This window comes from Pseudolysinimonas kribbensis (assembly GCF_030161895.1).
Lineage (GTDB): Bacteria > Actinomycetota > Actinomycetes > Actinomycetales > Microbacteriaceae > Pseudolysinimonas > Pseudolysinimonas kribbensis.
Genome location: NZ_BSVB01000001.1, coordinates 761,664 through 774,281 on the forward strand (window position 1 = coordinate 761,664; position 12,618 = coordinate 774,281).

Here is a 12,618-nt window from a genome sequence, read left to right on the forward strand (position 1 = left end):
CGCCGCGGGCTGGGCGGTATCGGTCATCGGGTCTCTCCGGATCGGTGGGGCACGGGCGGCAGGGGGCGGTCGTCGGTCAGCACGGCGGGGCGCTCCCCCAGTTCTCGGTGTAGGTCTGGCCCTTGTAGGTGAACTGGAAGTTCTGGCCCAGGTCGCCGGCGGTGTTGCGGGCCGCCCACGCGTTGGAGGCCGCCGAGCCGGTCCCGGGGCTCGTCGTCACCGTCGACTGGAAGTCGGGCCCGAACCGCACGAGCGACGAGTCCGGCGAGCTCGTCCACGTCACGCCGAGGCGGTTGCCCCCGCTGAGCGCCCCGCCGTAGCAGAGGTGGATCGAGAACGGGTTCACGAGCGTCACCGAGGCCGAGGCGCTCGCCGTCTGTCCCGCGCTCGTCTCGGTGATGGTCACGTGGTAGGTCGTGCCGTAGCTGCCGGCGAAGCTCGTGCTGCCCGGCGCCGACACCGCGCCGCCGACCCCGTCGCCCGAGAGCGTGTAGGTGATGGGCTCGGTGCTCGCGCCCGGCCCCCAGTTGTAGACGACGCTCGATCCGCTCTGCGTCGCGCTGATGGTGGGTGCGCGGGGCGTCGGCACGGCGCTGCCCGTCGACGTCTTCGGGGCGCTCTGCAGGCCGCCGCTGTTCTTCGACTGGATCGTGTAGGTGTAGTGCGTGCCGACGTGGCCCGGCAGGGTCACCGTCGCGACCGCTCCCACGTCGCGCTGCGTGCCGTCCGAGAGCACGATGTGGTACCCCGCGATGTCGCGGCCGTTGCCCTGCGCCCCGTCCCAGCTGAGCACCACGTTGCCCGAGCCGTCGGAGGTCGCCGCGATCGTCGCGGTCGTCGGGGCGGAGGGCGCGCCGAACGGCTTCGCCGTCGCGCTCGCGTCGGAGATCTCCCCGTCGCCGAGCGCGTTGTGGGCCGTGACGTGGAAGGTGTAGCCGTCGCCGTTCGTCAGACCGGAGAACCGGTGCGTCGCGTCCGATCCGGGCACCGTCGTCGTCGCGGGGCATCCGGGTCCGGAGCACGCGATCGTGTAATGGTCGATCGGCTCGCCGTTGGTCGCGGGCGGCTGCCACTGCACCGTCACCGCGGAGTCGCCCTCGACGAAGGTGGGCGCCGCGGGCTTGCCCGGCACATCGCGGACCGTGTACTGCAGCCGGCCGGTGACGTCGCGCGACGGGTCCCTCGTCGCATCGCGCACCGTGTACAGCACGCTCACGACGCCGATGAACGACGTGTCGGGCCGGACCGTGATGTCGCCGTCCTTCGTGAACGAGATCGAGGCGCCGGACTGCGCCGCGTTCTCGATCTGCGCGCCGGTCAGCGTGAGCGGCTGGCCGGGGAACGGGTTCGTGTCGTTGCGCAGCACGTTCACCGTGTCGGTCCTGCCGCGCTGGCCCTTGGCGTCGTCCTCGTTCGCCTGGGTGCGCGGGCGGTTCGACGACACGACGCTCACCTGCACCGTGGCCGGCACGGTGAAGCCGCGGTAGTGGATGACCACATGCAGCGTCGCCCGCGCGCCCGGCTGGGTGCCGAGCGGCGCCGAGACACCGAGGCGGGATCCGTCGAGCGTCGCCGTCACGTCGCCGGTCTGGCCGGTGAGGCCCGTGTAGGTGAACTGCCCCTTGTCGACCTTGGGGCTCGGCTGCTCGGTCGCGTCGCGCAGGTCGTGCACCTGCGGCGCCTCGCCGGGCTGCACCTGCACCGTGAGACCGGCGAAGGTCGGCGGCTCGTCGAGCCGGTCGGGGTCGCCGACCGTGATCGGGAAACTGATGAGGTTCTGGTGGCCGTTCGGATCGGTCGCCGAGGTGCCGTCGGTGACCCGGAACGAGATCGTCGTCTGCCCGCGGAACCCGGTGCGCGGCGTGAACCGGATCGCGTCGTCGCCCACCGCGATCGGCGAGCCGTCGGAGTTGGGCGCCTGGATGTCGCCGGTGTCGATCAGGATCGCCTTCTGCTTCGACGGCACGATCAGCAGCTGCGCCAGGGTCCACTGCTTGGGCGTGTTCATGTCGACGTACTGCGGCAGCACCTTCGGGTTCAGGTGGGGCGGCGGCACGACCGCGCCGACCTGCTTCGGCGGCACGACGATGAACGCGGTCGCGGTGAGGTCGTCATCCGGATTCGTGACGGTGTAGGCGACGGCGATGCGACGGTCCGCGGGCCGCACCGTGACCGTCTGGGTCGCCTGGTCGACCGTGCCGAGCCCCGCGTTCGCGCCCGCGAGCGCGATCGTGAGATCTCCGTCGCGGCCGGCGGGGTTCGCGATCGAGCCGGCGAGCTTCACCGGCACGCTCGACTTGTTCACCATCGAGGTGGCCGGCACGTGGATGTCCTCGGCCGTCGGGTAGACCGGCGGCGCGTCGGGCGTGACCTTCACCTGCACGAAGGCGGTGTCCTGGCCGCCGTGCCCGTTGCCGATCGCGTAGCGCAGCGAGTACGTTCCGGTCGTCTTCGGCGCGACGATGACGATCTTCGCGTGATCGACGGTCGCGCTCAGGTGGCTGTCGACGGCGCTGATGCCGGTGAGCGAGAGCGGGTACCCGCTCGGGTCGGAATCGTTGAGCAGCGGCTGCACGGTCGCGGTGCGGCCGGGCTTCATCGTGACGGCGTCGTCCACGGCGTTCGGCGCGCCGGCGGTGTCGGGGCGCGGGATGACGGCGATGTCGATCGTGCCGATGCCCTTGTGCCCGTACGGATCCTCGACCGTGTAGGTGAACTCGTCCGTGCCCGCGGCGGTGTCGAAGGCGCGGTACTCGAATCCGGTCGTCGAGCCGCCGGTGATCGTGCCCAGCTGCGGGGGCTCTGCACGCCGTCGATGACGACCGAGTCGCCGTCGGGGTCGACCCCGTCCAGCGGCACGGTGATCGGCACCTCGGCGCCGGCGAAGACGCGCGCGATCAGGGGCGCCGGTGCCGGGTCCTGGTCGGTCTTGGCATCCGGAGCCGTCACGATGAACGCGACCCGCGCCGTCGCCGTCTCGCCGTACTGATCGGTGACGCGGTAGACGACGCTGTACTCCCCGGGGTCGTGCCCGCCTGGTAGCGCACCTTGCCGTCGCCGACGAACGCGAGCCCGTCGCCCTTGTCGCTCGTGTCGACCAGGTCGGGCTCGAGGATCAGCTGCGCCTGATCGGGGTGGAAGTCGTTCGCGAGCACGTCGGCGCTCACGATGTCGCCGGCCCGCACGAGCACCTTGTCGTCGACGGCCACGGGCGGCTGGCGATTGACGATCGGCGGCACCGGCACGATCGTGACGCCGGCGGTCGAGGTCTGCTCGCCGTCCGAGACCGTGTAGCGGAACTGCGTCTGCGTCGCGAGCGCGGCCGAGCTGGAGATGCGGATGACCGCGTTGCTCAGCACCTCCACGCTCACGGCCGGGTCGGTCTGCGAGGTGTCGACGGACTGCACCGCGAGCACCTTGCCGTCGGGTGAGACGTCGTTGAGCAGCACCTTGACGCTCGTCGGCTGCCCGGCGCGCAGGAAGGCGGTGTCCTTGACCGCGATCGGCGGCGAGGGGTGGTCGGGGTCGGGCAGCACGTCGACCCGCACGAGCCCGACGCTCGAGGCCGCGCCGTCGGCCAGCTGGTACTTGAAGTAGTACGTGCCGACGGTGGCCGAGGTGAAGCTGATGGTGCCCTTCTGCAGGTTGGGCACGACCTGCACCCCGCCGGGCGTCTCGCTGACCCCGAGCAGATCGAGCGCGCCGCCGTCGGGCGAGACGTCGTTGACCAGCGGCGAGATCTCGATCTGCTTGCCCCGGAACGCCTGGGCGAAGTCGGGCGTGCCCACCGGGCCGAGCTTGCCGGCCGGCTGCACGTCGACCTCGAGCGTGCCCTTGGTCTGGAGCCGTCCGTCGCTCACGACGAACTGCACCTCCTTGGCGCCGGTCTGGCCGCCGAGGCTCTGGAAGGTGAGGAAGCCGTCGGGGGTGAACCGCACCTGGTCGGAGCTGGTCGGCGTGGCGGAGTCGAGGTAGATGTCGTCGCCGTCCGGGTCGCGCCAGTCGGCCAGCACGTTGTAGCTGATCGTGCCGCCCGTCTCGACGCTGATCGCCGCGTCGCGCACCGCGACCGGCGCCGTGTTCACGGTCTCCGGCACGATCCGCAGCGTCACAGCGGCCTCGGCCACCCCGCCGCGGCCATCATCGACCGTGTAATGGAACGACGCCGCGCTCGCCCCCGCCGCGGGCGTGAACTGCAGCGCCCGGCCGCTGTCGATCACGTCGATCTCGCCCTGCGTGGCGGGGATCGGGGTGAAGCGCGGGATCGTCAGCACGTCGCCGTCGGGGTCGGTGTCGTTGTCGAGAACCGCGAGCACGGTCGTGCGTCCGGGCCGGACGCCGAGATCGTCGTCGCGCGCGACGGGCGGGCGGTTGATCGCGCTGCGCTGGGCGAGCGTGTCCTGGAACGACTGCGTGCTGGCCTTGTGATGGCCCTTGTCGCTGTCGTCCTGCTGGGGCGGCGTGACCTGCTGCCAGTTGTCGACGAGCCGCATCTGATCGTCGAGCAGCCAGACGTTGCCGGTGTCGAGATCATTGAGCGCGACCACGTCGCGATTGACCCGGAACTCGAGACGCTTGCCCTGCGTCGCCTGATCGATGTCCTCGGCGCGCGGCTTCGCGCCGTCGCAGGCGAGCAGGTAGCGCTGCGCGCCCGCCCAGGCGCCGTGGACGCATCCCGCGACGACGACCGGCCGGGTGATCCCGCTCGGGTCGCCGACCGGACGCGCGAGCTTCGCCGAGACGCTGCGCACGGATCCGTCGCCCAGCTGCGCGATGAGCAGCCGGTCGCCGCTCGCGAGGGCGACCTCGTCGGAGTCGCCGGTCAGCTGCAGCTGCTGCGCCGCGACAGGCAGCAGGATGGTCGTGCCGTCGTCGCGCTCGAGGCTGCGGCTGCCCGGCGCGAACACGACCGCCCGGTCGCCGGCCGGGGCGAGCTGGGCGTTCCTCGGCACCGCGATGCCGCGCTGGGTGGCCGGGCCACCGGGTGTGTCGATGCGGAAGATCTCCTGGTCCTTCGGGCTGATCGCGACGACCGCTCCGGATGCCGTCACGACGGCCTGCCCGCCCGCGCCGAGCTTGAGGGCCGGCCGCTGCGACGGGTCGAAGGTCAGCCCGTTCGCCACGTCGATCGCCCAGAGCCTGCCGTCGGGCGAGGTGATCGCGAGGGTGTCGCCGCCCAGCGCGACGTGGGACCCGGCCGGCATCTTGGCGGGCTCCACGAGCTCGGTGTAGGCGGGATCGATGCGCGAGATGTCGCCCCGGCTCGGATCGAACAGGAACACGCTCGAGCCGTTCTGGGCGACATCCAGGTCCGACGAGGCGCCGCTCACGGCGCCGTCGAGCTCCTCGATCTGCCGGTCGAGACGCCCGCCCTGCAGCGAATGGCCGTTGGTGACCCACACGTCCTTCGCGTCGAGCGTGACGTCGGTGACCGGGAAGCCCTGATGCATGACCGCGAACGCGATGGGGATCGCGGCGAGGCCCGCGACCACGATCCCGGACCAGACGCCCCTCTTGTGGCGGACGACGGACTTGACGAGCGACACGCCGCCGACCTCCGAATGCCTCCGCCGATGGCCCCCGATGGGTGGTCGCCGCGGGGCCGACTCACCGTAACATGAGCGATTCACGCGTGACGCGGTCGATCCTCAGGCTCAGGGCCGGGTGCAGATCCTCTCGGGCGCCGAGGTGCGGCCGGAGCGCCCGAGCGCGACGTCGATGCAGACCCGGCTGCCGGGCACCACGCCGGTCACGACGACGCGGGTGTGGGGCGTCACCTGCCGGTCGTCGGGCGACTCGGAGCGGGCCCAGTAGTAGACGTCGCCCTTCTCGGGCGAGGGGTTGGTCCAGGTGAAGGTGACCTCCGTGCCGTCGGGCGAGACCGCGGCCGCGCCCTTCGTGGGCTGAGGAAGTCCGGGGCCGATCGCGGAGCCGCCCGTCGGCGAGCTGCCGGGTCCCGCGGCGGTCTCGTGCGGGAGCCCCGCGATCAGCACGGCGACGACGACGGCGCCCACGGCGAGGACGGCGAGGATTCCGACGACGATCCCGACGATGCGCGCGCGGCGCCGCGGGAGGTCCGCCACCCCCGACGGCGCGGGTGCCGCGGGCGCAACGGCCGTCGGAGGCGGCGCGGGCGGCGTGGATGGTGCGGGCGGTGCGGCGGGCTGCGCGATCACGGTCGGCATCGCGCGCACCCGGGTGGCGTTCTCGTCGCCGTCGCCACCGTCGTCATCCGGATCGCTGCGCCGCGAGGAGCCTCCGCGCCCGGCAGCTCGATGCCGGTCGGGGCGTAGCCGAGCTCGAGCTCGACGCGCTGCAGCGCCCGGGCGAGTTCGAGGGCGCTCGGCCAGCGATCCTCGCGACGGGGCGCCATGCCCCGGGCGAGCGCGGCGAGCAGCGAGACCGGCACGTCGGTGCGCGACATGGGCGTGACCTCGCCGCGCTCGATGCGCGAGATGAGGTCGAGCTGGCCGTTCGGGCCGCCGCGGATCTCGAACGGCGTCCGGCCGGCGAGCACCGTGTAGAGCGTCGCGGCGAGCGAGAACACGTCCGAGCGCACATCCGGGTCCGGCACGTCGACGAACATCTCGGGCGGCGACCACGGAACGCTGAGCCCGATCGTGCCCGTGCCCCCGGTCGCGTCGAAGCCTCCGCCCGCCACGGAACCGGCACCGGCCGGCCCGACCGTTCCCGCGCCGGCGCCGCCGGGTCCGAACGCCGTCGCGATCCCGAAGTCGGTCAGGGCCGGCCAGCCGTAGTCGTTGGTGAGCACGTTCGCGGGCTTGATGTCGCGGTGCAGGATGCCGGCGCCGTGCAGCGTCGCGACGGCCCCCGCGATCCGGATGCCGGTGCGCAGCGTGTCGGCGATCGACAGCGGCTGCCGCTTGTACCGCTCGGCGAGGCTCGGGCGCGAGCAGTACTCCATGACGAGATAGGGACGCCCGTCGCGAGCGATCCCGGCCTGATGGATGGTGACGATGTAGGGGTGCGTCGAGAGCGCCGCCATGAGGTTGGCCTCGCGCACGAACGCGGTGCGCACGGCATCGGTGAGCACCCCCGTGAGCACCTTCACGGCGACCTGTCGCCGCGGCAGCTCCTGCTGATAGAGGAACACGTCGGAGAACCCGCCGAGCCCGAGCACCCGGACGGCCGTGTAGCCGTCGAGCTCGGGAGGGGCGGCGGGGTCGCGCTGCACCCGGTCAGGGTAGCGGAGCAGTCCGGATGCCACCCCCGAGCGCCTACGTTCACATCAGGCGGGCACGTGCTATCGCGCCAGAATGATGCGAACGTAGGCGCTCACGGGCTGCGGCGCTCACCGGGTTGGGGCGCTCACGGGGCTGGGGCGCTCACGGGGTTGGGGCGTCACTCTGTCGCCGCGCGAGCACCCGCATCCGGACCACCGATGCGACGACCGCGAGCGCCATCGCGAGCACGATGACCCCGAGCGAGACGACGGTCGGGATCTCGGGCGCCCACGCGAAGCCGCGCCCGCCGTTCAGGAACGGCAGCTCGTTCTCGTGCAGCGCGTGCAGGAAGAGCTTGACCCCGATGAACGCCAGCACGACCGCGATGCCGTATTTGAGGTACACGAGCCGCTCGACGAGGCCGCCGAGCAGGAAGTAGAGCTGCCGCAGCCCCATGAGCGCGAACACGTTCGCGGCGAAGACGAGGAACGGGTCCTGCGTGATCCCGAAGATGGCCGGGATCGAATCGAGAGCGAAGACCAGGTCGGTCGTGCCGAGCGCGATGAACACGATCAGGGCGGGGGTGAACATCCGGCGCCCGTCGATGCGGGTGCGCAGCCGCGCGCCCTCGAAGCGCTCCGTGACCGGGATGCGCCGCCGGAGCCAGCGGATCAGCCGGCCCTCGCTCTCCTTCTCGTCCTCGTGGCCGGTGACCGCCTGGCTGATCGCCGTGTACACGAGGAACAGGCCGAAGAGATAGAAGATCCAGCTGAAGTGCTCGATGAGCTGCGCGCCGACCAGGATGAAGATGCCCCGGAACACCAGCGCCAGCACGATGCCGACCATCAGGATCTCCTGCTGGTACCGGCGCGGCACCGCGAAGCGGCTCATGATCAGGAGGAAGACGAACAGGTTGTCGACCGAGAGGCTGTACTCGGTCAGCCATCCTGCGACGAACTGGCCGGCCTGCTCCGCGTCGCCGATCGCCCAGAGCACCGCCGCGAACACGAGCGCGGCCGCGACGTAGGCGCCGATCCAGAGCGCCGACTCGCGCGTGGACGGGATGTGCGGGCGCCGAAAGGCGAGGAACACGTCGACGGCGAGCACGAGCAGCAGCACGACCAGCGCGCCGACCTCGAACCACCACGGGATCTGCATGGGAGGACCTTTCGGGAACGTCGAACGACCCGAACGTCTCTCCCGCGTCCGCCCTGCCGGGCGGCCGATCGCGACCGGGATGACGCCTTCGGCACCCGTGATGACGGCCGCGACGAGGTGGGATACTCCCCTTCGCTGCGCGTCAGTCTAGGGGGCGCTGTATGTAGGACCCCGGTCGCGGCCCGACTGTGGACAAGCGCGTGACGACGGCCGCCCATCCGCCGGTGGTTGCATCGCGCGGAGGGCGGCCGTCGGGTGTCGGGCATTCCCTGGCTGCCCTGCGAGGGGATCCGTGGTGAGCGGACCCTCGTCCCCCCTATGTAGATGCCACGCTACGACGGTCCCCGCGTCGCCGCCGACCCCCGAAGAGGGGCGATCGCGATGAGGGATCTCTCAGGCGCTGACGGGAGCGACGAGCGTCGGGTCGGCGGGGTCGACGGTGCGCGAGTTGTTGACGCGGCGGTCGACCTCGTACTCGGTCACCTCGCGCGCCATCCGCTCGGAGGCGGTCGTGATGCGGACGATCGTCTCGTCCATGGCGGGGGCGTCGAGGGGGCGGGGTTGAGCCAGTCGGCCCAGTCGTCCGCCGGGAGGAAGACGGGCATCCGGTCGTGGACCGCGCCGGAGGTGTCGCGCGCCTCGCGCGTCACGATCGCGGTCGACACGATCCACTCGTCGTCGACCTTGCGCACCGCGACGATGCCGGCCGCCGCGAGCAGGTCGTCGGGGCCGTGCAGGAAGTGCGGGATCTTGAGCCCGTCGCGCTCGGACCACTCGTAGTAGCCCCGCATCGGCACGAGGCAGCGCGAGCTCGCGAACGCGCGCTTCCACAGCCCGTTGGTCGCGAGCGTCTCGATGCGCGCGTTGAAGTTCGGGCGCTTCGAGTCCTTCAGAAACGCGGGGTGGAAGTCCCACACGGCGGGCTCGACGGTGCGGGTGACCTCACCGGAGTCCTTGTCGCGGCGCTCGCGCACGATCGGCACGGTGTCGGTGGGCGCGATCGAATACGAGACGCTCCAGTCGCGGTAGTCGTTGCCGTCGAGCACGAACTCCTCGATGAGGTCGTTCGTCTCCTTGTCCATCGCGAACCGGCCGCACATGCGGCCATTGTCGCGCGGACCGCCGACGTGCGCGGGGTGGGCCGCGTCGTCAGTCGCGGAAGAACTCGGACGCCCGCCGGGTCCAGAGCAGGATGATGCCGATCAGCGCGAGAACACCCGACACGACGCCGCTCCACACGTTGCCGGAGCCCAGATTCTGCACGATGGCGAAGATCGCGAACGCCAGGTCGAGCACGAGCACGACGGTCGTGATGCCGCGGGCGATCTGCCCGCCGCGCAGCAGGCTGATGCCGACGAGGATCGTCAGGATGCCGAGCACGAGCGGGATGATCGGCAGGAACGCCAGCAGCGGAACGCCGGCGAGCGCGACGCCGGCCAATCCGAGCACCCCGGCGAGGATCTCGAGGACGCCGTTGATCACCACGAGGACCGCGACGAGCGTCACGCCTCCGGGTCGCCTGCCTGCCATCGGGCACCCCTTTCGCCGGGGTACGGATCCGGCTCAGCGCCCAAGCTAGCGGCGTCGTATCCGCCGCGCGAGGCCGGCCTGCATCACGACCGCTCCTTCTCCGACCCGCCGGATGCCTCCCCGCGCCGAGTCAGCAGGATGCCGATCACCCCGCCGATCGCCGCGAGCGCGATCGAGACGGGCACGAACAACAGGGTCCAGAGCCCGTCCGTCCCGCCCGGGAGCGTGATCGCCGTGGGAAGCATGCCGCGACCCTACGCCCCTGGCGCGAGCGGGTTAGCCTCGGAGCCATGGCCGACGACACCCCCATCTCGTACGAAGCCCTGCGGCCCGGCACCCGCGTCGTCTCGGCGCACGGCGCCGAGCTCGGCACGGTCGCCCACGTGCTCGCCGACGACCACCTCGACTTCTTCGACGGCATCGTGCTGCACACGCCGCACGGCATCCGGTTCGTCGGCCGCGACAGCATCGACGCGATCACCGCCGCGAAGGTCACCACGACGATCGCGGACGACGACGCGGCCCACCTCCCGAAACCCGACGGCGAGCCGATCTACGAGGTCGAGGCGCTCCAGGCGACCGGCACGTCGCTGACCGCGCGTCTCGCGCGGCTGTTCGGCCGCGAGCACTGGACCCGCACGGAGTAGCCGCCGCTACTGCGCGAGCTCGGCCGGCGGCGCCTCGGGATCCGGGGCGCGATCGCGCGATGCCAGGTCACGAGGAACGCCCCGCCGACGACGAGCACGAACCCCACGATCGTCCACACCGTGACCAGCTCGTGCAGCACGAGGGCCCCCGCGATGATCGCCACGGCCGGATTCACGTAGGTGATCGTCGTCATCCGCACCGGCCCGATCTCGCCGACGAGCGCGAACATGATGAGGAACGCGACCGCGCTGCACACCACGCCCAGCAGGATGATGCTCACGACGACGGGCGGCGACGGCAGTTGCGCCGGGAAGCCGCCGGTCAGCGCCACGACGGGCAGGTACACGATCGCGGTGAGGGTGAGCGAGACGCTCACGACGCCGAGGCCGGGCAGGTCCGACATCCACTTGGACAGGATCGCCGGGCCGAACGCGTAGCCGACGACCGTGACGACGATCTCGAGCACGCCCACCAGGTCGGAGCCCGCGACGTCGAGCCCGACGAGCGCCGCGACGCCGAGCATGCCGACCAGGATGCCGAGCCAGTTGAGCAGGGTGAGCCGCGCCGGTCGCCCGAACAGGAAGGCGACGCCGACCCCCACGAGCGGCACGGCGGCCAGCAGCAGCCCGGATGTCGAGCTCGGCAGTCGCTGCTCCGCCGCGCTGAGGAAGAACCACGGAAGCACGATCTCGAGGGCCGTGTAGGCCAGCAGCGGCCGCCAGCGCTTCAGCACGACCAGCACCTGCCGCCGGGCGAAGGCGAGCGGCAGCAGGAAGAGGGCGCCGATGGCGGTGCGGCCGAGCACGACCATCGCCGGATCGAGTTCGCCGACCGAGATCTTGATGAGCAGATACGGGATGCCCCACGCGATCCCGAGGGCGGCGAACAGGACGATGCCGCGGCGGGTCACCGGCTCAGCGTAGGGCCGGCCGGCGACACCGCGCCGAGTCGTCGGATCGGTGAGGGTGCGAACCCTCAGCACGGCATCCGGATCGGCGGGCGACGCCGATCACAGAACAAGCCCGGCAGAACCGGGCTTGTCAGGAAGTGGTGACCCCAGCGGGATTCGAACCCGCGTTACCGCCGTGAGAGGGCGGCGTACTAGGCCACTATACGATGGGGCCGTCACGACAACTCGACCGAGTATACAGGTCGCGCGGGCCGCTCAGGCCAGCACCCGGAGGGCCCCCGGCACGAGCTCGATGTCGACCGGCGTCGGCCCCAGCCGCTCGCCGTCGCCGTACGCGATGATGCCCGGAGCCTCGATCCGGATGCGGCGCGCGCGCTCCATCCGCACGACCGGCAGCGTCGTGTGGCGGCCCGAGAACACCTTCGGGAACAGCCGCAGGAACTTCACCCTCGTCAGCGGCTGCACGATCATCACGTCGAGCAGGCCGTCGTCCAGCAGCGCGTCGGGCGTCACCTTCATGCCGCCGCCGAGGGAGACGCCGTTGCCCAGGGAGACGAGCGAGCCGTCGGTCTCGATCACGCGGCCGTCGAGCGTCAGCCGGTACGGAATCGGCTTCAGCCGGGCGAGCTCGACGAGGATCGAGATCGTGTAGCGGCTCGGACCCTTCGGGTGGTGCATCGTGTTCGCACGCTCGTTGACGATCGCGTCGAAGCCGGCGCTGATCGCGCACGCCACCCAGCGCTCGTCGGGGATGCCATCCGGGTCGGTCCAGCGCACCCTGGCGGCGTCGATGGTGCGGGGATCGCGGCTCAGCGCGTCGCCGAGCGCACGGATCGCGGCCTCGGCGTTCTCGTACGGGATGCCGAGCGAGCGCGCCATGTCGTTGCCGGTCCCGGCGGGCACGATCCCGAGCGGCACCCGCTTGCCCGCGAGGATGTTGACGCCGAGGTGCACCATCCCGTCGCCGCCCACGACGACGAGAGCGTCCGGGCGCTTCGCGACGGCCGCCCGGGCCGACGCCGCGAGCGACTCCCAGTCCGGTTCCTGCAGCGAGGTGACCTCGTGCCCCGACGCGCGGAGCGTCTGCACGAGGGCCGGACCGACCTCCCGGCGCTTGCCGAACGATGCCGAGGGATTGATGGCGACGACGACCCGTTTCGGCTTCGTCGTCGGCATGGCACGAGTATG

12 protein-coding genes and 1 tRNA gene are annotated in these 12,618 nt (G+C 71.5%); 1 reads left to right on the forward strand and 12 read right to left on the reverse strand.

Going from position 1 to position 12,618, the window contains the following annotated elements; all coding sequences use genetic code 11:
- Positions 1–76: 76 nt before the first annotated feature.
- The 9 genes from QQK35_RS04220 to QQK35_RS04260 form a co-directional block, all read right to left on the reverse strand.
- Positions 77–2,617 carry a fibronectin type III domain-containing protein gene (locus QQK35_RS04220; protein ID WP_284253073.1) on the reverse strand — a complete coding sequence of 847 codons (2,541 nt, stop codon included), beginning with the start codon at positions 2,615–2,617 and terminating at the stop codon, positions 77–79.
- Positions 2,596–2,949, reverse strand: a complete 354-nt coding sequence (locus tag QQK35_RS04225; protein ID WP_284253074.1) for a hypothetical protein — start codon at positions 2,947–2,949, stop codon at positions 2,596–2,598. Before QQK35_RS04225 ends, QQK35_RS04220 begins: the two co-directional genes overlap by 22 nt.
- A complete protein-coding gene (locus QQK35_RS04230) occupies positions 2,946–5,546 on the reverse strand; it encodes an Ig-like domain-containing protein (protein ID WP_284253075.1) in 2,601 nt (866 codons plus the stop codon). Before QQK35_RS04230 ends, QQK35_RS04225 begins: the two co-directional genes overlap by 4 nt.
- A 108-nt stretch (positions 5,547–5,654) precedes the next feature.
- On the reverse strand, positions 5,655–6,185 hold the full coding sequence (locus QQK35_RS04235; RefSeq protein WP_284253076.1) for a hypothetical protein: 531 nt from the start codon (positions 6,183–6,185) through the stop codon (positions 5,655–5,657).
- Positions 6,173–7,228, reverse strand: coding sequence for a serine/threonine-protein kinase (locus QQK35_RS04240; RefSeq protein WP_284253077.1), 1,056 nt, complete (start codon positions 7,226–7,228; stop codon positions 6,173–6,175). Before QQK35_RS04240 ends, QQK35_RS04235 begins: the two co-directional genes overlap by 13 nt.
- Before the next feature lie 118 nt (positions 7,229–7,346).
- Positions 7,347–8,342, reverse strand: a complete 996-nt coding sequence (locus tag QQK35_RS04245) for a TerC/Alx family metal homeostasis membrane protein (RefSeq protein WP_284253078.1) — start codon at positions 8,340–8,342, stop codon at positions 7,347–7,349.
- A 479-nt stretch (positions 8,343–8,821) separates the two neighbouring features.
- On the reverse strand, positions 8,822–9,442 hold the full coding sequence (locus QQK35_RS04250) for an SOS response-associated peptidase (RefSeq protein ID WP_284253079.1): 621 nt from the start codon (positions 9,440–9,442) through the stop codon (positions 8,822–8,824).
- Between the two features lie 49 nt (positions 9,443–9,491).
- Entirely contained in the window at positions 9,492–9,872 is a 381-nt protein-coding gene (locus QQK35_RS04255) for a hypothetical protein (RefSeq protein ID WP_284253081.1), read from the reverse strand.
- Positions 9,873–9,955: 83 nt separating this feature from the next.
- Positions 9,956–10,117, reverse strand: coding sequence for a hypothetical protein (locus QQK35_RS04260; RefSeq protein ID WP_284253083.1), 162 nt, complete (start codon positions 10,115–10,117; stop codon positions 9,956–9,958).
- A gap of 45 nt (positions 10,118–10,162) precedes the next feature.
- On the opposite strand from QQK35_RS04260, the gene QQK35_RS04265 reads away from it, so the two are divergent.
- Positions 10,163–10,519, forward strand: a complete 357-nt coding sequence (locus QQK35_RS04265; protein ID WP_284253084.1) for a hypothetical protein — start codon at positions 10,163–10,165, stop codon at positions 10,517–10,519.
- Here QQK35_RS04265 and QQK35_RS04270 read toward each other — a convergent pair.
- From QQK35_RS04270 to QQK35_RS04280, 3 genes are all read right to left on the reverse strand, one after another.
- Positions 10,426–11,430: a DMT family transporter gene (locus tag QQK35_RS04270; protein WP_284253085.1), complete on the reverse strand. Its 1,005-nt coding sequence runs from the start codon at positions 11,428–11,430 to the stop codon at positions 10,426–10,428. The two genes, QQK35_RS04265 and QQK35_RS04270, sit on opposite strands and share 94 nt — an antisense overlap.
- Positions 11,431–11,568: 138 nt before the next feature.
- Positions 11,569–11,644 (reverse strand) — tRNA-Glu (locus QQK35_RS04275).
- 41 nt (positions 11,645–11,685) lie between these two features.
- A complete protein-coding gene (locus tag QQK35_RS04280) occupies positions 11,686–12,606 on the reverse strand; it encodes a YegS/Rv2252/BmrU family lipid kinase (RefSeq protein ID WP_284253086.1) in 921 nt (306 codons plus the stop codon).
- Positions 12,607–12,618: the final 12 nt, after the last annotated feature.

Coding starts and splice junctions, on each gene's coding strand:
- QQK35_RS04245 (WP_284253078.1), bottom strand. CDS start 8,342: ATGCAGATCCCGTGGTGGTTCGAGGTCGGCGCGCTGGTCGTGCTGCTG.
- QQK35_RS04250 (WP_284253079.1), bottom strand. CDS start 9,442: ATGTGCGGCCGGTTCGCGATGGACAAGGAGACGAACGACCTCATCGAG.
- QQK35_RS04260 (WP_284253083.1), bottom strand. CDS start 10,117: ATGCTTCCCACGGCGATCACGCTCCCGGGCGGGACGGACGGGCTCTGG.
- QQK35_RS04280 (WP_284253086.1), bottom strand. CDS start 12,606: ATGCCGACGACGAAGCCGAAACGGGTCGTCGTCGCCATCAATCCCTCG.
- QQK35_RS04265 (WP_284253084.1), top strand. CDS start 10,163: ATGGCCGACGACACCCCCATCTCGTACGAAGCCCTGCGGCCCGGCACC.
- QQK35_RS04255 (WP_284253081.1), bottom strand. CDS start 9,872: ATGGCAGGCAGGCGACCCGGAGGCGTGACGCTCGTCGCGGTCCTCGTG.
- QQK35_RS04235 (WP_284253076.1), bottom strand. CDS start 6,185: ATGCCGACCGTGATCGCGCAGCCCGCCGCACCGCCCGCACCATCCACG.